The 24,470-nt window shown below is 71.0% G+C and carries 17 protein-coding genes and 1 other RNA gene; 9 read left to right on the top strand and 9 right to left on the bottom strand.

Annotated elements, in window-relative coordinates; all coding sequences use genetic code 11:
* Positions 1 to 14: 14 nt before the first annotated feature.
* The 3 genes from ACFYRY_RS40885 to ACFYRY_RS40875 form a co-directional block, all read right to left on the bottom strand.
* Positions 15 to 1,370 (bottom strand): carbohydrate ABC transporter permease, encoded by a 1,356-nt coding sequence (locus ACFYRY_RS40885; RefSeq protein WP_389157994.1) that lies wholly within the window; start codon positions 1,368 to 1,370, stop codon positions 15 to 17.
* An 8-nt stretch (positions 1,371 to 1,378) separates the two neighbouring features.
* Entirely contained in the window at positions 1,379 to 2,761 is a 1,383-nt protein-coding gene (locus ACFYRY_RS40880; RefSeq protein WP_389157991.1) for an ABC transporter substrate-binding protein, read from the bottom strand.
* Between the two features lie 579 nt (positions 2,762 to 3,340).
* Entirely contained in the window at positions 3,341 to 7,132 is a 3,792-nt protein-coding gene (locus ACFYRY_RS40875) for an FHA domain-containing protein (RefSeq protein ID WP_389157989.1), read from the bottom strand.
* Positions 7,133 to 7,545: 413 nt separating this feature from the next.
* Between ACFYRY_RS40875 and ACFYRY_RS40870 the strand changes: the two genes are divergently transcribed.
* The 4 genes from ACFYRY_RS40870 to ACFYRY_RS40855 all read left to right on the top strand — a co-directional run bounded on the left by ACFYRY_RS40870 (position 7,546) and on the right by ACFYRY_RS40855 (position 12,994).
* The gene (locus tag ACFYRY_RS40870; RefSeq protein ID WP_389157986.1) at positions 7,546 to 9,249 is read left to right on the top strand and encodes a serine/threonine-protein kinase; all 1,704 of its coding nucleotides are present in this window, start codon (positions 7,546 to 7,548) and stop codon (positions 9,247 to 9,249) included.
* A gap of 319 nt (positions 9,250 to 9,568) precedes the next feature.
* The gene (locus tag ACFYRY_RS40865) at positions 9,569 to 10,804 is read left to right on the top strand and encodes a serine/threonine-protein kinase (RefSeq protein ID WP_389157984.1); all 1,236 of its coding nucleotides are present in this window, start codon (positions 9,569 to 9,571) and stop codon (positions 10,802 to 10,804) included.
* A 96-nt stretch (positions 10,805 to 10,900) separates the two neighbouring features.
* Positions 10,901 to 12,007: a peptide chain release factor 2 gene (prfB, locus tag ACFYRY_RS40860; protein ID WP_389157981.1), complete on the top strand. Its 1,107-nt coding sequence runs from the start codon at positions 10,901 to 10,903 to the stop codon at positions 12,005 to 12,007.
* A 321-nt stretch (positions 12,008 to 12,328) separates the two neighbouring features.
* A complete protein-coding gene (locus tag ACFYRY_RS40855) occupies positions 12,329 to 12,994 on the top strand; it encodes a hypothetical protein (protein ID WP_389157978.1) in 666 nt (221 codons plus the stop codon).
* A gap of 157 nt (positions 12,995 to 13,151) precedes the next feature.
* Here ACFYRY_RS40855 and ACFYRY_RS40850 read toward each other — a convergent pair whose 3' ends face one another.
* On the bottom strand, positions 13,152 to 13,343 hold the full coding sequence (locus tag ACFYRY_RS40850) for a hypothetical protein (protein WP_062050810.1): 192 nt from the start codon (positions 13,341 to 13,343) through the stop codon (positions 13,152 to 13,154).
* Positions 13,344 to 13,566: 223 nt separating this feature from the next.
* Between ACFYRY_RS40850 and ftsE the strand changes: the two genes are divergently transcribed.
* From ftsE to ssrA, 5 genes are all read left to right on the top strand, one after another.
* Positions 13,567 to 14,256: a cell division ATP-binding protein FtsE gene (gene ftsE, locus ACFYRY_RS40845; RefSeq protein ID WP_389157974.1), complete on the top strand. Its 690-nt coding sequence runs from the start codon at positions 13,567 to 13,569 to the stop codon at positions 14,254 to 14,256.
* Positions 14,257 to 14,301: 45 nt separating this feature from the next.
* Positions 14,302 to 15,219, top strand: coding sequence for a permease-like cell division protein FtsX (gene ftsX / locus ACFYRY_RS40840; protein WP_389157972.1), 918 nt, complete (start codon positions 14,302 to 14,304; stop codon positions 15,217 to 15,219).
* Between the two features lie 67 nt (positions 15,220 to 15,286).
* Entirely contained in the window at positions 15,287 to 16,459 is a 1,173-nt protein-coding gene (locus ACFYRY_RS40835) for a S41 family peptidase (RefSeq protein WP_389157969.1), read from the top strand.
* Between the two features lie 90 nt (positions 16,460 to 16,549).
* Positions 16,550 to 17,092 (top strand): SsrA-binding protein SmpB, encoded by a 543-nt coding sequence (smpB, locus tag ACFYRY_RS40830; protein WP_389158065.1) that lies wholly within the window; start codon positions 16,550 to 16,552, stop codon positions 17,090 to 17,092.
* A gap of 118 nt (positions 17,093 to 17,210) precedes the next feature.
* Positions 17,211 to 17,611: a transfer-messenger RNA gene (ssrA, locus tag ACFYRY_RS40825) on the top strand.
* A gap of 163 nt (positions 17,612 to 17,774) precedes the next feature.
* On the opposite strand, the gene ACFYRY_RS40820 is transcribed toward ssrA, so the two are convergent.
* From ACFYRY_RS40820 to ACFYRY_RS40800, 5 genes are read right to left on the bottom strand one after another with little or no spacing between them, the layout of a single operon-like run.
* Complete coding sequence (locus ACFYRY_RS40820) at positions 17,775 to 18,788, bottom strand: LacI family DNA-binding transcriptional regulator (RefSeq protein ID WP_389157967.1); 1,014 nt, start codon at positions 18,786 to 18,788, stop codon at positions 17,775 to 17,777.
* Positions 18,788 to 21,070 carry an alpha-xylosidase gene (yicI, locus tag ACFYRY_RS40815; protein ID WP_389157964.1) on the bottom strand — a complete coding sequence of 761 codons (2,283 nt, stop codon included), beginning with the start codon at positions 21,068 to 21,070 and terminating at the stop codon, positions 18,788 to 18,790. The genes ACFYRY_RS40820 and yicI overlap by 1 nt, the downstream gene beginning before the upstream one ends.
* Before the next feature lie 11 nt (positions 21,071 to 21,081).
* Positions 21,082 to 21,906 (bottom strand): carbohydrate ABC transporter permease, encoded by an 825-nt coding sequence (locus tag ACFYRY_RS40810; protein ID WP_389157961.1) that lies wholly within the window; start codon positions 21,904 to 21,906, stop codon positions 21,082 to 21,084.
* Positions 21,903 to 22,877 carry a carbohydrate ABC transporter permease gene (locus ACFYRY_RS40805; protein ID WP_389157958.1) on the bottom strand — a complete coding sequence of 325 codons (975 nt, stop codon included), beginning with the start codon at positions 22,875 to 22,877 and terminating at the stop codon, positions 21,903 to 21,905. Before ACFYRY_RS40805 ends, ACFYRY_RS40810 begins: the two co-directional genes overlap by 4 nt.
* A complete protein-coding gene (locus tag ACFYRY_RS40800) occupies positions 22,874 to 24,169 on the bottom strand; it encodes an ABC transporter substrate-binding protein (protein WP_389157955.1) in 1,296 nt (431 codons plus the stop codon). The genes ACFYRY_RS40805 and ACFYRY_RS40800 overlap by 4 nt, the downstream gene beginning before the upstream one ends.
* Positions 24,170 to 24,470: the final 301 nt, after the last annotated feature.

Here is a 24,470-nt window from a genome sequence, read left to right as displayed (position 1 = left end):
GGTCGTGTCAACAGTCACCGCTGATGCTCCTTCCGCAGCCGGCGGATGTTCACGTACATCATCGGAAGGACGAGCAGCAGCAGGATCACACCGATCGCACTGCCCACGCCGTAGTTGCCGCCCCCGCCGAACGACGACAGGAACAGCTGCAACGCCAGCACGTTGGCGTCGTCCTGACTCGGCTGCGGCGCGATGATGTAGACCAGGTCGAAGACCTTCATCACGTTGATCATCAGTGTGACCAGGACGACGACCAGGACCGGCGCGAGCATCGGCACGGTGATCCTCCTGAACACCTGCCACTCGTTGGCCCCGTCCACCCGGGCCGCTTCCAGCAGGTTCCGGTCCACCCCGGCGAGACCGGCGGCGATCAGCACCATCGCGAAGCCCGCCCACATCCACACATAGCTGCCGATGATGGCCGGGGTGACCAGCGTCGGGCCCAGCCAGTCGATGCCGTTGTACGGCGCCGCGAAGTTGGAGCCCGGCAGCCGCAGCCGGGCCCCGTCGGCGTCCTGCGGGAGGCTGAAGGTGCCGTCGGCGCCGCTCTTCGCGGAGGCGACCACCTTGCCGTCCTTCACGGCCTCCACCTTGACGCCCTTCAGCGCCTTCTCACCCGCGTCGACCTGCCCCTTCGTCCCGCCGCCGCCCAGCTTGAAGTCCAGCCAGACGGTGCCGGTGACCCCGGAGCCGCTCGCCGCCTTCGCGTTCTCGGGGCTGCCGGGCAGCTTGTTCGGCGCGATGCCCACCAGGGGCAGCAGCGCGGGCGTGCCCGCCTTCACGGTTCCGGTCGTGGTGAACGAACCGCCACCGGACGGCTTGAGATCACCGGCGGCGGCGTTCGGCCGGGCCTTCGGATACACCGACGACGAGACGAACGTGTCGTGGATCGACTTGGCGACCGCGTTCGCCGCGCCCTGGCTCGGGTCCTGCTCGTACACCAGCCGGAAGATGATGCCCGCGGCCAGCATGGAGATCGCCATCGGCATGAAGACGACCAGCTTGAACGCCGTTCCCCAGCGCACCCGTTCGGTCAGCACCGCGAAGATCAGGCCCAGCGCGGTGGCCACGGCCGGGGCGACCGCGACCCAGATCGCGGTGTTGCGGACCGCGGTGAGCGTCGAGTCGTCGGTGAAGATGTCGACGTAGTTGTCCAGGCCGACGAACCCGGAACCGTCGGCGTCGTAGAGGCTGCGCCAGATCGAGTACCCGATCGGGTAGACCACGAGCGCGCCGAGGAGGACCAGCGCGGGCAGCAGGAACAGCACCGCCATCCGCCACCGGGTCCCCGTCACGCTCTTGCGCGGTGTGCCGGAGGGCGTCGGCAGTGCGCCGGCGCCCTCGGACGACTTCGCCACGGCGGACGACATGGGATCCGTCAGCCGTTCTGGTAGGCCTTGGCCGCGTCGGCCTCCAGCTTCCGTTGGGCACCGGCCACGTCGCTCGGGTTCCGCAGGAAGTCCTGCAGGTCCTTCCACTCGCCGATGCCCTGGGTGCCGCCGAACGCCGCCGGGGCCTGGTCGGACATGTCGAACCGGAAGTTGTCACCCGCGTCGATCAGCGCCTTGGCGATGCTCCGGGTCACGTCGTCCTTGTACGTGCTCGGGTCCATCTCCTTGTTCGGGGAGAGGATGCCGCCCTGCGCCGCCCAGATCTCGGCCGCGTCCGTCGAGCCCAGGAACGTCAGCAGCGCCTGGGCGCCCTTGCCGTCCTTCAGGGCCACGGCCACGTCGCCGCCGCTGACCACCGGGGATTCGGCGCCGACCGCCGGGAACGGGAAGACCTTGGCGTCCGTGCCGATCTTCGCCTTGGTGTCGGCGTTGATGTTCGCGGCGACGAAGTCGCCCTCGAAGACCATCGCGGCCGGAGTGTCACCGGAGAAGGTCTGGACGACCGACTTCGGGAACTCCGTCCCGAGCGCGCCCTTGCGGCCGCGCGCGATCAGCTCGTCCTTGCCCCACAGCTCGGCGAGCGTGGTGAGCGCCTGCTTGACGGACGGATCCGTCCACTTGATCTCGTGCTTGGCCAGCTGGTCGTACTTCTCGGGGCCGGCCTGCGAGAGGTAGACGTTCTCGAACCAGTCCGTCAGCGTCCAGCCGTCCGCGCCGCCGATCGAGACGGCCGGGGAGCCGGCGTCGGACAGCGTCTGCGCGGTGGACACGAAGTCCTTCCACGTCTTCGGCGGATCCGTGATCCCCGCGGCCTCGAAGGACGCCGTGTTGTACCAGATCAGAGACTTGTTGGCGGCCTTGGCGTAGATGCCGTACTGCTTGCCCTGGTAGGCCCCGAGGTCCCGCCAGCCCTTGGACAAGTTCTTGTTGGACTGGGCCTGTGCCTCGGCGCCGAGCGGTTTGAGCCAGCCCTTCTGCGCGAACTGGTGCAGCACGCCGACCTGCGGCAGGAACGCCACGTCCGGCGGCTGACCGCCCTGGATCTTGGTGCCGAGGAAGGTGGAGGTGTTGTTGCCGGTCGGGACGAAGTCGACCTTGGCGCCGGTGCGTTTCTTGAACTCGTCCAGGACTTTCATGAAGTTTTCCTGCTCGGCCCCGGTCCACACGGCGGCGACCTCCAGGGTCTGGCCGTCGAGCTTGGGGAGCTGGAGGGAGCTGCCGCCCCCGGTGGCGCCGCCGCTCGGTCCTCCGTCGTCCTTCTCGTCGTCGCCGCCGCAGCCGGTGAGCGCCAGGGCGAGGGCTCCCGCGAGGAGCGCGGCGGCGGTCTTGGCGGCCCTGGGTGTCCGGTGCTTGCTGCTCGTGCAGTGCATCAATGCCCCGTTCTTCGTGCCTCGTTGAACGTGCGAGCGCTGTCCCGTGCGATCTGGTCTACGCCCGTGCAGTGGGGTCGGCAAGAGCGCGTCCGCTGTCAAGCGGGGGATCGTGATGCCGTCGTGACCAGGGGTGGGTGCGGCGGGCCGGCCCTAGGGGGCGTCCGCAAAGTCCCGCCTGCCCTGCGACGCCCGGCACGCACTCTCGCCGCACCGGGCGAACACCCGAGTACGACCAGTACGCGGGCGTCCGCCCGGCACGCCGAGAGCACGCACCGGACGCCGCAGGGCCCGCCCTTCGGGCGGACGACGCGACTTTGCGGACACCCCCTAGCCGGACTCCCCGCTTCCAGATCCCCAAGTCGGCCTGAACGACCTCGCCTTCGGGCGGCGGACGCGCTGAAGGTGAACGCGGCACGTCGGTACCACGGCGCCTCGATACGTCCGATACCACGGGAGTGACGGGGCTTCAGCCGACGGCAGGGTGACGGCACTTCGGCCGCTCCAGGAGTGACGTCAGGTCAGCCCGCACCGGAGCGACGGCACTTAGGCGGCCGCGGGCGGGGCGGCGCTTCGGCTCTACAGCAGCGACGGCACCGCGGTCGCCGACACCTCGCGTGCCGCTCGCTCCAGTGCGCTGGCCAGCAGCGCGAGGTCCGTCGGGCCGTTGCCCAGTTCGCGTACGGGGCGGCGGGCCGGGGGGTCTCCCATGCGGGCCCACTCCAGGGGGACGACCGTGGGGCGCAGGGTCGCCGTGCGGGGGATGCGGCCGGTGACACGGCCGGCCTGGAAGGGGGTCACCCGCCCGTCCGGCAGGGCCAGGCGGCCACGCCCGGGTGCCGGTTCGTCCGGGCCGGGGGCCGGGGCGTCGAGAGTGATCCGCAGGGTGGCCCTGGAGGCAGACTCCGACTGGGCCGTACGGCCGCCGACTCCGGCCGCGGCCACCAGGTGCACGCCGAGCCTCTCGCCCTCCCGGGCCACGGCCTCCAGCGCGCGCATCACCGACCCGGCCGCGGGCCGGCCCGGGGAGCCCAGGGCGGGGGAGACCAGCAGGTCCAGGTCGTCGACGACGACCACGAGCCGGGGCAACGGCGGGGCCGGCTCCGGCCGGTTACGGGCCGCGGCCGGGCGCAGCCGAAGGGTCGAACTGGGCGGACCGTCCAGGTCGCCGTCGAGATCGCCGGAGGAGGTCTCGAAGCCCGCCCCGGATCCCGCCCTGGCGGCCGTCCCGGTGCCGGCCCTGGTGCTCGTCCCGGCGCCGGACGCGCCGCGTGCCGTCGGGGTGCGCTGGCTGACCAGACGGCCCGACACCTCACGGCCGGTGTGCCACTCCGCGAACTCGGACCGCCCGAGCAGCTCCGCGCGCCGCTTCAGCTCGGCGCTCAGGGACTGGGCGAACTCCCGCATGCGCACGGGGTCGTTGGCGGTGAGATGGGTGGTGACATGCGGTACGTCCGTACAGACCCGCAGGCCCTCGCCGTGACCGCCGCCGTCCGTGCCCACACTGTCCCGGCCGTCCAGCAGGACCACGCTCAGCCGGTCGGGACGCTCGGCGGCGGCAAGGGAGGCGACCACCGCCCGCAGCAGCTCCGTACGTCCGCTGCCCGGCGGTCCCTCGATCAGCAGGTGCGGCCCCTCGGCCGCGAGGTCCGCGCAGACCGGGCCGCGTGGTCCGGCACCGAGCACCGCCCAGGCCCGTCCGCCGAGCGACTCCTTGTCGTCGGCGGCGTCCGCCCACCGCGCCATCAGGGACGCCGGGGTGGCCCGGGCCAGCCCCAACTCGTCCAGCAGCCGGGCCGACTGGGGCAGCGGGGCCGACACCCGGGGGTGCCGGTCACCGGCGGCGCCCTCGGCCCGCAGCGGCGCCAGGGCCCGCGCGAACCGCTCGGCCCACGCGGGGGAGACGGCGTCCACGGCGGCGACGGTGCCGTGGCCCACGGGGCCGTGACTCGTCGAGCCGGGGCCTGCCGAGCCCGGCCCGGTGTGGCCGTGGTCCATGCGATCGACGGGAGTGTCCGACGGGGCCACCGCCCGGGAGGTGTCCCTGCCCGCGGCGGACTCCGTCGAGGTGCGGGCCACGCGCATCAGCCGCAGGGCCGTCGCCACGTCCCCGCTGAGCAGGGCTACGGCACCGCAGTCCCGGAAAGCGGGGGCCGCCGCGCAGGCCGACTCGTACGTCTCCGTCACCGGGGACGCGGGCGACGCGGGAGCCGTCTCGGCGAGGCACACCACGTGGATACCGGCCCGGGGCCCCTCCAGCGCCAGCCGCGCCACCGCCTCCCGCACGGTCGCGCCACCGGTGTCGCCGTCCACGACGACCACGGTGTACGGGCCCGGGAAGCCGGTCGCATCCCGGTCCGTCTCGTCGTCCCTGGCCCAGGACGGACGCCTGCCCGCCGCGGCGCCGCCCGCCGGGCCGGAACCGGCCGCGCTGTCCGGGTGTGCCGCACGGATGCCCGGTTCGGCCTCCGCGAGGTGGTCCTCCAGTCGGCGCAGGAGCTCGTCGGTGCGGGCCGCGGCCTGTTCGCGGTCGTAGGCGAGAAGGAGGCGGCAGTCCTGGCCGTGCCCCGGGCGCACATGCGGGAGCCAGCCCAACCAGGACCACTCGGCGGACCGCTCCTCGACGGGGCGGGAGCGGTCCGTGCTGATCAGGACGATCTCCAGGGTGTCGGGCGAGTGCAGCGCGGCGAGCTGGGCGATGACCGCGCGGGCCAGCCCGGCGAGCCGCGTGCGCGGGCCCGCCAGCCCCAGCGCGCCGACCTCGCGCAGATCGGCGGTCACCGGCACCGCGGGCAGCAGCCCGGAGCCGTCGGGCGCCGCTCGGTCGGCGGTGCCCAGCCGGACCGTGAGCGACTCCGGGTGGCCCGGCCCCCGCTCCCACAGACGCGGTCCCGGGCCCAGCGCGGTCAGCAGCAGGGACGCCGGGTCCGGCCAGGTCTCGGGGGCCTGGGAGAGCGGGGCCGGGAACGTCCTGGCCGCGGCGGGGACGGTGGCCTCGGCGGGTTCGGCGGGTTCGGCGTCTTCGTAGGGGTCGTGTACGGCAGGGTCTGGTTCGCCGCGTCCGCCGGTCAGCCGGCGCGCCCACGCCGAGAGGCCGCCGCGTTTGCGCAGGCCCTGCGGTACGTCGGTGCCCCGGAGCGGCGTTCCCTTGCGGCGGCCGCTGCCCGTGCCGTCGGCTCCGGCGAGGGGTTCGGCGGCGGAGCCGCGGTCACCTGCCGCAGCCGTGCTCGTACCCGCGTCGTCGTCGAGGGCGCCATCCCGCCCGAGCGCCCCGAACCGGCCGCCGTGCGTTGCTCCGGCGCCTTGGTGGGTCTCCGCGGAGGGCGAGGCGGGGACGGCGCCGGACGAGTCGCCGCGGGTGCCCGCCCCGGTCCCGCTCCCGTGCGCCTCCTGGCCACCACGAGTTCCCGTCCCGAAACCGCCGGCCTCGGGGCCCGCGACGGGCCCCTGGCGAGGGACGGTCCTCGGCCGGTCGTAGCGCTGGGCGCCCTGCGACTCGATCAGCGGGGCTGTTCCCTGGCCGGGCACCACGGGAGGTTCGCCCGACCGGTGCCCCTGCCCGCCCGGGACGCCGGCCGGGGCGCCCCAGCCCGCCGAGCCGTAGGCGTGATGGGCACTGCCCGCGGGACCGGCGGTACCGGTGGGGCTGCCGTCGGTCGCGGGGGGCCGGTCCTCCGGAGCGCCGCCGACCGGCACGCGCACATGGCCCTCGCCGTCCGGAGCCGTCCGCACCCGGGCCCCCGGCCCGCCGGCCGGAGTCAGCCGCAGCGCCGACTCGCCGAGCCGCAGCAGCGCGCCCGGGGCGAACCGGACCGGGCGGGTGCTCACGCGCGTGCCGTCCAGCGTGGTGCCGTTGGTGGAGGTGAGGTCGGCGACCGAGACGCGGCCGTCGGTGGCGACCGTCACCGCGCAGTGCAGCCGGGAGACGTCCGGGTCGTCGAGCGGGACGTCGGCGTCGGCGGAGCGGCCGATGCGGATCTGGCCGCCGTGCAGCAGGTGGACCCCGCCCGCGTCGGGGCCGGCGATCACATGGAGCTGGGTCGGGGCGTCGTCCAGCTCGGGATGGGCCTCCGGTTCGCCGGGGGTGCCGAGGAACAGCACGGCGCCGTCGATCAGCGGGGGCTCGCCCAGGGTGCAGCGCTGGGCGTCGAGCCGCTCCGCGCCCGCGTACAGCACGGTCGGGCCCGAGCCCCGCTCGTCGCCCGCGCGCGGGACGGCCCCGTCCGCGCAGACCGCCGAGGCGAGCGCCGAGGCCACCGCGGCGAGGGCGGTGCCGGCGGGAGCCGTGACCAGCACGTCGCAGCTCGTGGCGCGGCCCCGCGCCTGGTCGGGCGGGCCCAGCGGGTCTATGACGGTCAGCCGGATCTGCATCGCCGTCAGCGGTCCCTTCCGCACAGGCGCCCGCGGACAACGGGGACGAAGCCGCTCACGGTCCCCCACCGCGGACTTCTCCCACCACCACGAGCACGTCGGCCAGTACTGAAGGCATCCTCGCACCTGCCACTGACAACGCGCCCGCCTCCCAGCAGCAAATGATCTTGATTGGTCGGCTCTGCCCGTAAAAGTGCCTGACCGTTGTCCCGGACCTGACCGCTTGAGATCGGTCACGTCCGGGTTCGGCAACCAGCCGACCGAGCCGAGCGTCTTTCCTTCGAACACGCAAGGCGAGCGGTACGTAAGACGGACAGAAAGACGGCAACCTGCCGTCGAGCGCGGCGGCACTACAGTAGGTCGGACACAGGCAAGCAGCTCGGGACACAGGCAAGCAGCAGGGAGCACATGACGTGCGGCCGGTAGGCAGCAAGTACTTCCTCGAGGAGCCGCTGGGACGCGGTGCCACGGGGACCGTCTGGCGGGCCCGCCAGCGCGAGACGGCGGGCAATGAGGCTGCCGTGCAGGGCCGGCCGGGGGAGACCGTCGCGATCAAGGTCCTCAAGGAGGAGCTCGCGAGCGACCCCGACATCGTGATGCGGTTCCTACGGGAGCGCTCCGTCCTGTTGCGCCTGACCCACCCGAACATCGTGCGGGTGCGCGACCTGGTCGTCGAGGGCGATCTGCTCGCCCTGGTCATGGACCTCGTCGACGGCCCCGACCTGCACCGCTATCTGCGCGAGAACGGCCCCTTCAGCCCCGTCGGCGCCTCGCTGCTGACGGCCCAGATCGCCGACGCGCTCGCCGCCAGCCACGCCGACGGCGTCGTCCACCGGGACCTGAAACCGGCCAACGTCCTGCTCCAGCAGTTCGGCGACCAGATGCACCCGATGCTGACCGACTTCGGCATCGCGCGCCTCGCCGACTCGCCCGGCCTGACCCGCACCCACGAGTTCGTCGGCACGCCCGCGTACGTCGCGCCGGAGTCCGCCGAGGGCCGCCCGCAGACCTCCGCCGTCGACATCTACGGCGCCGGCATCCTCCTGTACGAGCTGGTCACCGGCCGCCCGCCGTTCTCCGGGGGCTCGGCCCTGGAGGTCCTGCACCAGCACCTGAGCGCCGAACCGCGCCGCCCCTCCACGGTCCCCGACCCGTTGTGGACGGTCATCGAGCGCTGTCTGCGCAAGAACCCGGAGGAACGGCCCAGCGCCGAGAACCTCGCCCGTGGTCTGCGCGCCGTCGCCGAGGGCATCGGCGTGCACGCGAACTCGGCGCAGATCGCCGCGGCGGAGGGGGTCGGCGCGCTGCTGGCACCCGACCCCGCGCCGGCGGCCGTCCCGGACGTGCCCGGCGCCGCCGACCCGACGCAGGCGCTGCCGCACGGCGCGGCCGGGTACGACCCGAACGGCGCGACCAGCGTGCTGCCGCACACCTCCGGCCAGGGCAACCCGGTGGGCGCCGCCGACCCCACCGCCGTCCTCCCGAACCGGGGCGCGGCCGACCCGACCGCCGTGATGCCGCCGGTGCCGCCTGGACAGCCGGGGCAGCAGCCCGGTGGCCCCGAGGACCCGCACCCCTGGCAGAACCAGCTGCGCGCCGCCCGCGACCGCAACGAACAGACGCAGGTCCAGTACCTCGACCCGAACGAGGACCCGCTGCGCCGCCGCCCCCAGCGGCAGGTCGCCCGCCCGCAGCAGCGGCCCCAGCAGCAACAACCCCAGCAGCGGCCCCCGCAGGCCGGCTACGGGCAGCCGCAGCAGGCCGGTTACGGCCATCCGCAGCAGCACCAGCCCCAGCAGTACGCTCCGCCGCAGCAGCCCCGGCAGCAGCCGCAGCCCCAGCGGTACGCGGCGCCGCCGGAGCGGCAGGAGCCGCGGCGGGCCCCGCGCGAGCCCCGGCAGCGCGGCGCCAACCCCATGAAGATCCCCGGCCTGGGCTGCCTGAAGGGCTGCCTGTTCACGATCCTCATCCTGTTCGTCGCCAGCTGGCTGGTCTGGGAGTTCAGCCCGCTCCAGGACTGGCTCGGGACCGGCAAGGGCTACTGGGACCAGCTCAGCGACTGGTTCAACAAGGTGACCGGATTCATCGGGGACCTGGGCGGGGGCTCCTCCAACTAGGGGGTGTCCGCAAAGTCGCGTCGTCCGCCCGAAGGGCGGGCCCTGCGGCGTCCGGTGCGTGCTCTCGGCGTGCCGGGTGGACGCCCGCGTACTGGTCGTACTCGGGTGTTCGCCCGGTGCGGCGAGAGTGCGTGCCGGGCGTCGCGGGGCAGGCGGGACTTTGCGGACACCCCCTAGGCCCTCCGTGGCCGCTCCCTGGGCCAGGGAGCGGCGAACTTGGGGATTTGTCGACACCTGGCGGGTGATTTCCGTCTCCGCGGTGAAGGTTGGCTCTTCCGGCGCGTAGTTTTATCGGCAACACGCGTCTGTAGGAGCAGCCTTGGCACGGAAGATCGGCAGCCGGTACTCCGCCCACCAGATCCTGGGGCGGGGCAGCGCCGGCACGGTGTGGCTGGGCGAGGGACCCGACGGGCCCGTCGCCATCAAGCTGCTGCGCGAGGACCTCGCGTCCGACCAGGAACTCGTCGGACGGTTCGTCCAGGAGCGCACGGCGCTGCTCGGCCTGGAGCACCCGAACGTGGTCTCGGTACGGGACCTGGTGGTCGACGGCAACGACCTCGCGCTGGTCATGGACCTGGTCCGGGGCACGGACCTGCGCACCCGGCTCGACCGGGAGAAGCGGCTGGCGCCCGAGGCGGCGGTCGCCATCGTGGCGGACGTCGCCGACGGACTGGCGGCGGCCCACGCGGCCGGGGTCGTGCACCGCGACGTCAAGCCGGAGAACGTCCTGCTGGACATGCGGGGCCCGCTCGGCCCCGGCGGCTCCCATCCGGCGCTGCTGACCGACTTCGGCGTGGCCAAACTGATCGACTCACCGCGCCGGACCCGCGCCACGAAGATCATCGGCACGCCGGACTATCTGGCACCGGAGATCGTCGAGGGCCTGCCGCCGCGGGCCTCGGTCGACATCTACGCCCTCGCGACCGTCCTGTACGAGCTGCTGGCGGGCTTCACACCGTTCGGCGGGGGACACCCGGGCGCGGTGCTGCGCCGGCACGTCACGGAGACGGTCGTCCCGCTCCCCGGCATCCCGGACGAGCTCTGGCAGCTGGTCGTGCAGTGCCTGGCGAAGGCGCCGGCCTCCCGGCTGCGGGCCTCGGAGCTCGGGGCGCGGCTGCGGGAGCTGCTGCCGATGCTGGTGGGGATGCCGCCGCTGGACGTGGACGAGCCCGACACCGAGGCGGAGGAGGACGAGCGGGAGGATCCGCCACGGGAGCCCGAGTCCTCCGCGCGGGTACGGCGCGGGGCGGTGCCCCTGGTGCCGGGCGCGCGGCCGGCCGACTCCAACCGGGACACCCATACGTCGATGAGAGTGCCGGCGCCCGACGAGCTGGCCGGAGGCGCGCGCGGGACCGCCCGGGCACCACGGGCCGCGGGTGCGCCGCGACCGGGTTCCGCACGGCACCGGGCGGCCACCCGGCGCCGGCGTGTGGTGCTGGGTCTCGCCGCGCTGGTCCTGGTCGCGGCCGGTGTCGGCACGTGGGCGGCGACCTCGGGTGATGACGCGGGGGCGAGCCCCCAGGACACGAAGAACTCGGCCCCGGCGTCCCCGTGACCACCGGGGTCTAGCCGGGGGCGCGGCCCTAGGGAGGTCCGGGTCCGGGGAAGGACACCTGCCTTCCCCGCTTGGCGGAGCCGTTACGCTGGTGGCGTGGCAGTCGTCGATGTATCCGAAGAGCTCAAGTCCCTCTCCTCGACCATGGAGTCGATCGAGGCCGTTCTGGACCTCGAGAAGCTGAGGGCAGACATCGCCGTGCTCGAGGAGCAGGCGGCCGCGCCGTCCCTGTGGGACAACCCGGACGAGGCGCAGAAGATCACCAGCAAGCTCTCCCACCTCCAGGCCGAGGTCAGGAAGGCGGAGGCGCTGCGCGGGCGGATCGACGATCTCGCCGTGCTGTTCGAGATGGCGGAGGAGGAGGACGACCCGGACACCCGCGCCGAGGCCGAGTCCGAGCTCACCGCCGTCAAGAAGGCGCTGGACGAGATGGAAGTGCGGACGCTGCTGTCCGGCGAGTACGACTCCCGCGAGGCGCTGGTCAACATCCGCGCCGAGGCGGGCGGTGTCGACGCCGCCGACTTCGCCGAGAAGCTCCAGCGGATGTACCTGCGCTGGGCGGAACAGCACGGCTACAAGACCGAGATCTACGAGACCTCGTACGCGGAAGAGGCCGGCATCAAGTCGACCACCTTCGCCGTGCAGATCCCCTACGCGTACGGGACGCTCTCCGTCGAGCAGGGCACGCACCGGCTGGTGCGCATCTCGCCGTTCGACAACCAGGGTCGGCGCCAGACCTCCTTCGCCGGCGTGGAGATCCTCCCGGTGGTCGAGCAGACCGACCACATCGAGATCGACGAGTCCGAGTTGCGGGTGGACGTCTACCGCTCCTCCGGACCCGGCGGCCAGGGCGTCAACACCACCGACTCCGCGGTGCGCCTGACCCACCTCCCCACCGGCATCGTCGTCTCCTGCCAGAACGAGCGGTCGCAGATCCAGAACAAGGCGACCGCGATGAACGTCCTCCAGGCCAAGCTCCTCGAGCGCCGCCGCCAGGAGGAGCAGGAGAAGATGAACGCCCTCAAGGGTGACGGCGGCAACTCCTGGGGCAACCAGATGCGTTCGTACGTCCTGCACCCGTACCAGATGGTCAAGGACCTGCGCACCGAGTTCGAAGTCGGAAACCCGGAGTCCGTGTTCAACGGCGAGATCGACGGGTTCCTGGAGGCCGGGATTCGCTGGCGCAAGCAGCAGGAGAAGTAACTCCCACCGCGCACAGCGCTTTGTCGACAAGGCAACTGCCGCCCAACCGGCGGCAGTTGCCTTTTCTCTGCCCCATTGAATGGCTGATGTCTGGGTTTTACATCACACTCACAGGCTTCAATCTCCGGCAAAAATCCTTTAGTTGGACATTGCGCACGCAACGGCCTTGACGTTGCTTTGAAAAATGGAAAAGGTGAGGCTCGGCATGCGTATCTCTGGGGCGCATGTGAACCGGGGGATCTGAGTTGCAGCTACCGCCCCCGTCGATCACGGCCCTGAGCGCCGCCTCACTGACGAAGAGCTACTGGGGGTAGCAACCATATGACGAAGAAGACGCGGATCCGGATCGCGCGCATAGCCGCCGGTGCCGTGATCGCGGCCGGTGCCTCGCTGACCGCCGCCGGTGCGGCGTCCGCGCTGGAGATCGGCGTGAACGTGGACTCGAGCGGTGTCGGCGTGAACGTCGACACGGGCCTCGGCGACGATCCCACGCCGCCCGTTCCGACGGACATCCCTACGGACATTCCGACGGACATCCCGACGGACGTGCCCACGGACGTCCCCACGGACGTGCCTCCGACGCTCGACCCCACCGACCCGACCGAGCCCACGGGTGAGCCCACCGAGCCCACCGAGGACCCGACCGACCCGGGCACCGGGAACGGCACCGGGAACGGTGGCAACGGCAACGGGAATGGCCACGGCAACGGCAACGGTGCCGGCGGTGGCAATCAGACCGACCCCGACGGCGGTTCCGGTGCCTCCGCGCAGGAGGAGGGCTCCTCGGCCCTCACCGACACCGGCTCGGACACCACCACCCCGGCGGGCACCTCGGCGCAGGCCCAGGGCGGCGGCGCGGAGCTCGCCGAGACCGGTGCCGCGCAGACCGGCTTCCTGGTGATCGGTGCCGCCACCATGATCGCCGGTGGCATCGGCTTCCGCATCCTGCCGCGCCTCATGGACGGCCGGGGCGGCGCGGCCGCCTGACACCAGGTAGCCGACTGATCGCGGACCGTACGCAAGCCGTACGGTGAAGGGCTCGGAGCGGGGGACGCTCCGGGCCCTTCGTGCGTCGTCCGTCGCTTTCCGGGCGCCTTCGACAGGCGCGTTCTCGCCGAGTGTGTTACGTCTCGCGCCGGATGCGCTACGCGGTCTGGTGCGCCAGCAGTGCGACCGCTGCGATCAGGACCGCGAGCAGCGCGATCAGTGCCATGGGGTTCAGGCCCGCGAAAAGGTTGTCCTGCTGCAGCCGCTCGCGGTTCGCGCGGCACACGGGGCACCGGCCCTCGCTCACAGGCGCCGCGCAGTTAGCGCACACCAGCCGGTCGTACGTCATGCGCTCGCCCTCCTTGCACCGGTTCCATGTACACAACGCATACAGGAACGCGAACGTTCCCCCTCCACTGTGCCAGGTTCCCTGGAATTCAGCGCGGGGTCTCAAGGAGTCGGGGCGTGCACAAAACGCACATCTCTCACGTAACCCTGACCGGTGACTGCGGTTCCCTACCCGATTCGCGTAGGGTCACGCTCATCTACCCCCGGCGACCCGTGGTGCATCCGTGATCCGATTCGACAACGTATCCAAGGTCTACCCCAAGCAGACCCGCCCCGCACTCAGGGATGTCTCCCTGGAAGTGGAGAAGGGCGAGTTCGTGTTCCTCGTGGGGTCCTCCGGCTCCGGAAAGTCCACCTTCCTGCGGCTGGTGCTCCGCGAGGAGCGCTCCAGCCACGGTCAGGTGCACGTCCTGGGCAAGGACCTCGCGCGCCTGTCCAACTGGAAGGTGCCGCAGATGCGTCGCCAGCTGGGGACGGTGTTCCAGGACTTCCGCCTCCTGCCCAACAAGACGGTGGCCGAGAACGTGGCCTTCGCGCAGGAGGTCATCGGCAAGTCGAAGGGCGAGATCCGCAAGTCCGTGCCGCAGGTGCTCGACCTCGTCGGGCTCGGCGGCAAGGAGGACCGGATGCCCGGTGAGCTGTCCGGTGGTGAGCAGCAGCGTGTCGCCATCGCGCGTGCGTTCGTCAACCGGCCCAAGCTGCTGATCGCGGACGAGCCCACCGGCAACCTCGACCCGCAGACCTCCGTCGGCATCATGAAGCTGCTCGACCGGATCAACCGGACGGGCACGACCGTGCTGATGGCCACGCACGACCAGAACATCGTGGACCAGATGCGCAAGCGCGTCATCGAGCTGGAGAAGGGCCGTCTCGTCCGCGACCAGGCACGCGGCGTCTACGGCTACCAGCACTGACCGCCCGCCCCGCAGACGTTCACGGAAAGGCCTGAAGAAGCCGCCATGCGCGCCCAGTTCGTTCTGTCGGAGATCGGTGTCGGTCTCCGCCGCAACCTGACGATGACCTTCGCGGTCATCGTCTCCGTCGCCTTGTCACTCGCCCTGTTCGGCGGGTCGCTCCTGATGAGCGACCAGGTCAGCACGATGAAGGGCTACTGGTACGACAAGGTCAACGTCTCGATCTTCCTCTGCAACAAGAGCGACGCCGAGTCGGACCCCAACTGCGCCAAGGGCGCGGTCACCGACGAGCAGAAGACAGAGATCAAGTCCGACCTCGGCAAGATGTCGGTCGTCCAGAAGGTGACGTACGAGTCGCAGGACGCGGCCTACAAGCACTACAAGGAGCAGTTCGGCGACTCCCCCCTGGCCAGCTCCCTCACGCCGGACCAGATGCAGGAGTCGTACCGCATCAAGCTCAAGGACCCGGAGAAGTACCAGGTCATCGCGACCGCCTTCGACGGGCGGGACGGGGTGCAGTCGGTGCAGGACCAGAAGGGGATCCTCGACAACCTCTTCGGGTTGCTCAACGGCATGAACTGGGCGGCGCGGGCGGTGATGGCGCTGATGCTGGTGGTCGCGCTGATGCTGATCGTCAACACGGTGCGTGTCTCGGCGTTCAGTCGGCGGCGCGAGACCGGGATCATGCGCCTGGTCGGTGCCTCGGGCTTCTACATCCAGGCGCCGTTCATCATGGAGGCCGCCGTCGCCGGGCTCATCGGCGGCACGGTCGCGTGCGGGTTCCTGGTGATCGCCAGATACTTCCTCATCGACCACGGTCTGGCCCTGTCCGAGAAGTTGAACCTGATCAACTTCATCGGCTGGGACGCCGTCCTGACGAAGTTGCCGCTCATCCTGGCGACGAGTCTGCTGATGCCCGCGCTGGCCGCGTTCTTCGCGTTGCGCAAGTACCTGAAGGTGTGACGCACGCCAAGAGGGCCGTACGGTCAACGGACCGTACGGCCCTTCGCGTTGTCCTAGACTCACCGGCATGTCAGGCCGACACCTGTTCTGTCAGCCCCGCCGCATCGGCCGCGGGGCCGCCCTGACATTGGTCTTCGCGAGCGTTCTCGTCGCCGGAGCCGCGACCGGCTCCTTCCCGAACCCCGCGCCCGGCGAGCGGAAAACCGCCGCCACCCCGACCCTCTCGGCCGCCTCCGCGAGCCGCCACGAGCAGGTGGCGAAGGCAGCCGAGGAAGCCATGGCCGACGGCAAGTCCCCCATGGAGGCCGCCGAACGCGCGGTCAGCCGCAGCGGGGACCGCTGGGGTGCCGTGTACTCCCCCGGCGAGTACGAGGAGTTCGAGGAGGCCCTCGACGGCCAGTACACCGGCGTCGGCCTGTGGACGCGGCGCGAGCGGGACGGCCGTATCGAGGTGACCAAGGTGCTGTCCGACTCGCCCGCGGCAGCCGCCGGAATCCGCCGCGGCGACCGGTTGCGCAGCGTCGACGGGAGGAAGGTCGACGGGCGCCCCGTCACCGACGTCGTCTCGTTGCTGCGCGGCGACGACACGGCCGCGGCCGCCGGTACCACCGTCCGCCTCGGCCTGGAGCGCGGCAGGGAGGCGTGGAGCGAGACCCTGCGCCGGGCCCGCCTGTCCACGGACGACGTGACCGTACTCACGCCCGCCGCCGGCATCACCGTGATCAGGATCTCCGCGTTCACCAAGGGCTCGGGCGACCGGGTCCGGGAGGCCGTACGGCAGGCTCCGGCCGGCGCCGGGATCATCCTCGACCTGCGGGGCAACTCCGGCGGCCTGGTCACCGAGGCGGTCACCACCGCCTCCGCCTTCCTCGACGGCGGCCTGGTGGCCACGTACGACGTCGAGGGCGAGCAGCGCGCCCTGCACGCCGAGGCCGGTGGCGACACCACCAGGCCCCTGGTCGCGCTCGTCGACGGCGGCACGATGAGCGCGGCCGAGCTGCTCACCGGCGCCCTGCAGGACCGCGGTCGGGCGGTCGTGGTGGGCTCCCGCACCTTCGGCAAGGGCTCGGTCCAGATGCCGACCCGGCTGCCCGACGGCTCCGTCGCGGAGCTGACCGTCGGGCACTACCGCACCCCGGCCGGTCGCGGGGTCGACGGCCGCGGCATCACGCCCGACCTGGACGTCGAGCGCGACGTCCTGGAGCGGGCCGGGACGGTACTGAGCGGACTGGGGCGGTAGCGGGCCCGCTCGCCCCGGCCACCCCTGTGAAATGCGCTTCGCGTACACCCCCTTCGTAGTGCGAAAATGGGCGGCACTATGAGCAAGGGAATGTACGTACCGAAGGAGTCCCAGCCCAAGCAGGGCGGGACGGCCGCGAAGGCCAGGGACGGCGAGAAGGGCGGCCAACGCAAGATCGTCGCCCAGAACAAGAAGGCCCGGCACGACTACGCGATCATCGACACCTACGAGGCCGGCATCGTCCTCACGGGCACCGAGGTCAAGTCGCTGCGCGAGGGGCGGACGTCGCTGACCGACGGCTTCGTGCAGATCGACCGCGGCGAGGCGTGGCTGCACAACGCCCACATCCCCGAGTACCACCAGGGCAGCTGGACCAACCACTCCGCGCGCCGCAAGCGCAAGCTGCTGCTGCACCGCGAGGAGATCGACAAGCTGGAGGCCAAGACCCAGGAGACGGGTCACACGATCGTGCCCCTCGCCGTGTACTTCAGGGACGGTCGGGCGAAGGCCGAGATCGCCCTCGCGCGAGGCAAGAAGGAGTACGACAAGCGTCAGACCCTGCGGGAGAAGCAGGACCGGCGGGAGTCGGACCGGGCCATCGCGGCGGCGAAGCGGAAGCAGCGGGGCGGGTAGGCAGCCGGCGCCTGGCCGGGGGAATGCGCTGGCACCGACCTGCGTTGGTCACGTACGATGGCATCTGCACCTCACCGTGGGTGCGCGTCCCTCTCGAGGGGCATTGAAAAATCAACATGGGGATGATCGGTTTCGACAGCGGCTGTCGAAGCAGGGGAAGCGTGCCGAGGAAGCGGCAATGATCTCGTAAACCATATGTCGCAAAAAATAATCGCCACTCTCAAGAGCGATTCTCCCAAGCAGCACTTCGCCCTCGCCGCCTGATCAGGTAGCGACGCGAGTGCTCCTTACTTAAGGGAGTGTCAGCCCGGGCTCGTTCCCGACCCGGATCCTGGCATCAGCTAGGGGACTAAACCTTGATCCCGGTCACGGGGTGAAGAGGGAAATCAAACAGTGACTGAGCCCGTCGGCGACTTGTTCGCGTGATCGCCGGGGCTGAGAAAATCACAGCGAACTGCGCACGGAGAAGCCCTGATTCCGCACCGTTGGACGCGGGTTCGATTCCCGCCATCTCCACTCGCCCACCGTGTGGGCACCCCATGTGGGCCAAGGCCCCGCCGCTTCAAGCGGCGGGGCCTTTGTCTTGCCCTGGTCCGTGCCGGTAAGCCGTGGACGAGGGGCGAGCCGGACGCCCACAGTCACCTGTCCCACGCTCAACTCCCGCCCGACGGAAGCCGGTTCGTCAAGGCACCGCCCTGCGCCCCGTGCTCGCCCGTTCCGTCAGCCGGGGCGGCAGCAGCGTCGCCTCGGGCACCGGCCCGCCGTCTCCCAGCTTCCGCATCAGCAGCTCCACCGCGCGGGCGCCGAGCTCGACGGACGGCAGCGCGACCGAGGTGACCGGGACGCGGACGGACTCGGCGAGTTCGTCGGGGCAGATCGCGGTGACGGACAGGTCGCCGGGAACGCGCAGGCCGAGTTGCTCGAAGGCGTCGATCAGCGGCTCCAACAACGGTTCGTTGTGGACGACCACGCCCGTCAACGCGGGCTGCTCGCGCAACAGCCGCTCGGCGACCGCGCGGGCACCACCGGGACCCGCCTCGCACGGGTGGACCGAGGAGGCGAGCTGGTGCCGGTCGGCGGCGGCGGTGAAACCCTGGACCACGTGCTGGGCGAACGCGGTCTGCCGGACGTACACCTCCGGCGGCGACCCGACCAGCGAGACCACCCGGTGCCCGAGGCCCGCCAGATGCTCCACACACGCCTCGCCGGCCGCCTTGAAGTCGAGGTCGACGCAGGTCAGGCCAGCGGGCGAGGCGGGGAACCCGATCACCACCGACGGCTGCTCCAAGGCCCGCAGCAGTGGCAGCCGCGGATCGTGCAGCTGTACGTCCATCAGGATCAGCGCGTCCACGAGTGCCGTGTCGGCGACCCGGCGCAGGCCCTCCTCACCCTCCTCCTGGGTGACGAGGAGCACGTCATGGTCATGGCGCCGGGCCGTGGTGACGACCGACACCGCGAACTCCATCATCACCGGCACATGCAGCCCGGCCCTGAGTGGCACCACCAGTGCCAGCACGTTCGACCTGCTGCTCGCCAGCGCCCGGGCGCCCGCGTGCGGCCGGTAACCCAGCTCGCGGATGGCGGCCTCCACTCGCTGCCGGGTCTCCTCGGAGATGGGGCGCTTGCCGCTGAGCGCGTAGGACACGGTGCTCGGGGACACCCCGGCCCGCCGCGCCACGTCCGTGATCTTCACCATCAGGCGCACTCCACCGTGAGGAACCCCGTCCCGGCCTTCGCCCGGACCTCGCGCTCACCGACGGCCAGCCCCCAGGGCGCCGCCGGGTCACCGCACGACGCCCGCAGCAGATCCCCCTCGCGCACCACGGTGAAGGTCACCTCCCCGACCCGTACGGTCACCTGGTCGCCCCGCTCCAGGCCGTACGCCCGCAGCGTGACCCCGTCGGCGTGGTCGTAGTCGGGCCGGTCGGCCACCGCGCCCACCGGGATCACCGCCCCGGGCCGCACCAGCAGCGGCACGCTGGTGAAGTCGTGCCGCTCACGCACCCAGCGCGGTCCGGTCACCGTCTCACCGGTCACGAAGTGGGTCCAGGTGCCGTCCGGGACGTAGTAGGAGACCTCGCCCTCGTCGCTGAACACGGGCGCGACCAGCAGGTCCGGGCCGAGCATGTACTGCCGTTCCAGGTGCGCGCACCCGGGGTCGTCCGGGAACTCCAGCACCATCGCCCGCATCAGCGGCACGCCCTCGGTGTGGGCGGTGCGCGCGGCCTCGTACAGATAGGGCATGAGCCGCAGCTTCAGCCGGGTGAAGTGCCGCAGCACGTCGACCGACTCCTCGTCGAACAGCCACGGCACGCGGTAGGAGGAACTGCCGTGCAGCCGGCTGTGGGAGGACAGCAGGCCGAAGGCCAGCCAGCGCTTGAAGAGCGCCGGCGTCGGGGTGCCCTCGAAGCCGCCGATGTCGTGGCTCCAGAAACCGAAGCCGGACAGCCCGAGGGACAGTCCGCCCCGCAGCGACTCGGCCATCGACTCGTACGTCGCCTCGCAGTCGCCGCCCCAGTGGACGGGGAACTTCTGGCTGCCCGCCGTCGCCGAGCGGGCGAAGACCACCGCCTCCTGCTCACCCCGGTGCTTGCGCAGCACCTCGAAGACCGTGCGGTTGTAGAGGTACGTGTAGTAGTTGTGCATCCGCTCCGGGTCGGAGCCGTCGGACCAGACCACGTCGAGCGGAACCCGCTCGCCGAAATCCGTCTTGAAGCAGTCGACACCCTGGGCGAGCAGGCCCTCCAGCTTGGACGCGTACCACTCGCGGGCCGCCGCACTGGTGAAGTCCACGAACGCCATGCCCGGCTGCCAGAGGTCCCACTGCCACACGCTCCCGTCCGGCCGCTTCAGGAGATGCCCGAGCTCCTTGCCCTCCGCGAAGAGAGGGGAGCGCTGGGCGATGTACGGGTTGATCCACACGGAGACCCTGAGTCCGCGTTCCTTGAGCCGCGCCAGCATGCCTTCCGGGTCCGGGAACACCCGCGGGTCCCACCGGAAGTCGCACCAGTTGTGCTCGCGCATCCAGAAGCAGTCGAAGTGGAAGACGGAGAGCGGCAGTTCGCGCTCCCGCATGCCCTCGATGAAGCCGGTCACCGTCTCCTCGTCGTACGACGTGGTGAAGGACGTCGACAGCCACAGGCCGAACGACCAGGCGGGCGGCAGGGCCGGACGGCCGGTCAGGGCCGTGTACTTGCGCAGGATCTCCTTCGGGGTCGGGCCGTGGATGACGTAGTACGTCAGCTCCTGGGTCTCCGCGCTGAACTGCACCCGGGACACCGCCTCCGAGCCGACCTCGAAGGAGACCTTGCCCGGGTGGTCGACGAAGACGCCGTAACCGGCGTCGGTCAGATACAGCGGCACGTTCTTGTAGGCCTGCTCGGTGGTGGTGCCGCCGTCGGCGTTCCACACGTCGACGACCTGGCCGTTCTTCACCAGCGGGCCGAAGCGCTCGCCGAGGCCGTAGACGGAGGTGCCGACGCCCAGGTTGAGCTGCTCCCGCAGGTAGTGGGCACCGGTGGCGTCCCGCATGATGCCCATGCTCCTGGTGCCGCTGCTGGTCAGGACCCGGCCGTGGGCGAGGAAGTCGACGTGCCAGGGGCCGGAGCGGGCGAACCGGACGGACAGGGTGCCGGAGGTCAGGGTCGCGTGATCGTCGTCGTGCTCGGTGTGCGGGGCGCCGTGCTTTTCTGGCGGACATCCCCCAGACCCCCGGACGTGTCTGGCCAGCTCGAATGCGGGGGTGGCCGGTCGCTCGCCCCGGAAGTGGGTGAACGTGACGCCGATGACGTCGGGCATGGGGGAGTGCGCGCTGATCGTCATGACCGGTCCCGTCATCAGGTCGCCGCGGCTGCGGATGGGACGGGAGGGCGCGTGGATCTCCAGCGTGCCGTCCGCCGCGGTGACGTCGAGGACCTCGGCGGGGTGGTCCGCGACGACGCCCTCGCGCAGCAGCCAGTAGCCGTCGGTGAACTTCATGTGGGGGGTCCTTACCTCACGGCACCCACGGCGATCCCGCGGGTGAGAGTTCGCTGGAAGACGAGGAAGAAGACGAGGGCGGGCAGGACGCCGAGCAGGGCGGCGGCGTTGGTCATCGTGGCGTCCATCAGACGCTGGCCCTGAAGGACGCCGAGGGCCACCGACACGGTCTGGTTGTCGTTGGAGATCAGCATCACCAGGGGGAGCAGGAACTCGTTCCAGGTCCAGATGAAGAAGAAGACCAGCAGCACGCCGAGCGTGGGGCGGCTGACGGGGACCACGATCCGCCACAGCACCTGCCACTTGTTGGCCCCGTCGATCCGGGCGGCCTCGATGATCTCGCGGGGGAACTGGCCGAGGACGGAGGAGAGTAGATACGTGCCGAAGGCCGCCTGGATCACCGTGAAGACGATGATCACGCTGAGTCGGGTGTCGTACAGGCCGGCCTGCTTGCTCAGGTAGTACACCGGGTAGACCAGCGCCTCCTGCGGCAGCATGTTCGCCAGGACGAAGAAGGCCAGGATCCAGGTGCGGCCCCTGATCCGGCCGATGCCGATCGCGTACGCGTTGAGCACCGACAGGACGACGGCCAGCACCGCCACCGCGCCGCTGATCAGCGACGAGTTGACCAGCTTCGTTCCGAAGTCGACGCGTTTCCAGAAGTCCTCGATGCCGTCCAGGTAGAGGCCCTCGGGCAGGCTGAGCGGGCCGTTGTGGGCGTACTCCGCGGGGGACTTGACCGCGTTGACGGCGACAATGGCGAACGGGACGATCATGAAGAGTGCCGCGATACAGAGGGCCACCAGGACCGGGTAGCGGCGGAGCGCTCTCGTCATGCGGGGGTCCCTTCCTCGGCGTCCTCGGCGCGGGTCTGGAGCTTCAGGCCGATCAGGGAGAGCAGCAAAATGATCACGGTGAGCACGGTGGAGATCGCGGCGCCGTAGCCGACCTGCGTCTTCTCGAAGAACGTGGTGAACGAGAAGTAGGACGGGACGTTCGTCGCCCCGCCCGGGCCGCCCTTCGTGAGGACGTACACCGCGCCGAACACCTTGAGCGCGGCGATCGTGCACCAGGTCAGCACGACGTAGATCTCCGGGCGGATCTGCGGCACCGTGATGTGCCGGAAGCGGCGCCACCAGCCGGCGCCGTCCAGCTCGGCGGCCTCGTACAACTGCGGGTCGACACGTTGCAGGCCCGCCATGAAGACGACCAGGGGGAAGCCGAGCTGGACCCAGACCATCACGCCCATGACGCTGTAGAGCGCGAGGTCCGGGTCGCCGAGCCAGTCCTGCTGCCAGGAGCCCAGGCCCACCGCCTTGAGCAGCTCGTTGAGCGAGCCGTTGTCGGGGGCCAGGATCCAGCTCCAGACGATGCCGGCCACCGCGATCGGCAGCACCTGGGGGAGGTAGAAGCAGGCCCGCAGGACGGTGGTGATCCTGTCGCCGAAGTGCTTGCCGACGTGGTCGAACAGGGCGGCGGCCAGGATCAGCCCGATCGCCGTGGGCAGAGCCGCCATCGCGACGACCATGAAGAGGCTGTGCCGGAAGGACGCCCAGAACTCGGAGTCGTCCAGCAGTTCCCGGTAGTTGGCGAGGCCGGACCAGCCGGGGGAGCCCACGCCCTGCCAGTCGGTGAAACTCACGCCCGTGTTCATCAGGAACGGGACGACGATCACGACCAGGAAGGCGAGGGTGCCGGGGAGCAGGAACAGGGCGTATGAGTCGCGGGGGCCGCGGCGGTGGCGACGGCGGGTGGGGCGGTCGGGGCGGTGGTGCTTGGCGGTGATCCGTTGGAGGGTGACGGTCATCGCTTCGGGGCGTCCTTGTCGTACGCCTCCTGCAATGCGTCCAGGTAGTCGTTTGGGGTCTCGCTGCCGGTCAGCAGTTTCTGGGTCTCGGAGACGAGGACGTCGTAGAAGCCGGGGATCGGCCAGTCCGGGTAGAAGGCCAGGCCGTCGCGGCGGGAGAGGGTGTTGAAGTCGTCGATGAGACCCTTGGACTTGGGGTCGGTGACGGCGGCCGGGTCCGCCGCGACCGGGACGCCGCCCTTGTTGCCGAGCAGGTTCTGGATCTTCTTCGACAGGGTGATGTCGATGAAGTCGTAGGCGAGATCCTTGTTCTTGGCGCCCTTGGGGACGACCCAGAGGTTGCCGCCGGAGCCGAGGGTGAGGTTCGAGTCGGGCCACAGGAAGGTGCCCCAGTCGAACTTCGCCTCATCCTGGAAGCGGCCGTACCACCAGCTGCCGGAGAACAGGATCGGCGACTTTCCCTGGAGGAAGGAGACTCCGGCGTCCTCCGCCTTCGCGCTGGTGGAGGTCTCGCTCAGGTAGCCCTTCTTCACCCAGTCGGCGAAGGTGTTCGCGGCGTAGGTCCACGCCGGGTCGTGGAAGTCGGGTTTGCCCTTGTACAGCTCGTAGGCGTCGACCCAGGCGCGGTCGGCCTTCGACAGGGCGAGCTGGTACAGGTACTGGTGGGCGGGGTATTCGGCGCCGGCGTTGGCGAGCGGGGTGATGTCCTCGGCCACGAACCTGTCCATCGCGGCGGTCAGGTCGTCGAACGTCTTCGGCTCGGGGATCTTGTACTTGGCGAAGAGGTCCTTGTTGTAGAAGACCATCGTGTACTCGGCGTAGTTGGGCACGCCGTACCACTTGCCGGTGCCCATGACGCCGTCGGTGTCGTAGACGCTGGTGGTGCGGACGCCCTTGCCGATCTTCTTGTCCCAGCCGCGGGTTGTCGCCTCGGGGGTGAGGTCGGTGAGTAAGCCCTGTTTGGAGAGCAGGCCTGCGGTGGCGTTGCCCTTGTTGTACTCCATGAGGTCGGGGGCGTCGGAGGAGTTGAGGACCATCTGTGCGGTCTTCTGGATCTGCTCGAAGCCCTTCGCCTCGAACGTCACCTTCACGCCGGGGTGCGTGGCCTCGAACTCCTTGACGGCCTCGTTCCAGGCCTGGCCCATCGCGCTGTTCGGGGCCTCGTAGTGCCAGAGTCTGAGCGTTTTGCCGTCGGCGGAGCCGGTGTCGGAGCCGCCGCAGGCTGTCAGGACGAGTGCTCCGCCGAGCATCGCGGCGATGGTCGTTGTCGTACGCCTTCGTGCCGTGCGCATCCTTGCCTCCAGGGGAGCCGGATGGGTGTCGGGGCGTCACGCGGGGGCGGTCGAATGGGTTCGATGCGTGACGTCGAAGCGCTTCGACGGGCGAAGGTATGTGGTGGGGGTGGGGGCGTCAATGGGGTGCGTTGGAATTGGGGGGAGGGTGGGGGAAGCGGTTCGACGGGCCTGTGCGGGTGTCGCCTGCGGTTGGGGGGTGGGTCGGGGGGGGGGGGGGGGGGGGGGGGGGGGGGGGGGGGGGGGGGGGGGGGGGGGGGGGGGGGGGGGGGGGGGGGGGGGGGGGGGGGGGGGGGGGGGG

Source organism: Streptomyces sp. NPDC005263, assembly GCF_042872365.1.
Classification (GTDB): Bacteria; Actinomycetota; Actinomycetes; order Streptomycetales; family Streptomycetaceae; genus Streptomyces.
This window is presented reverse-complemented; position numbering and strand designations above follow the sequence as displayed.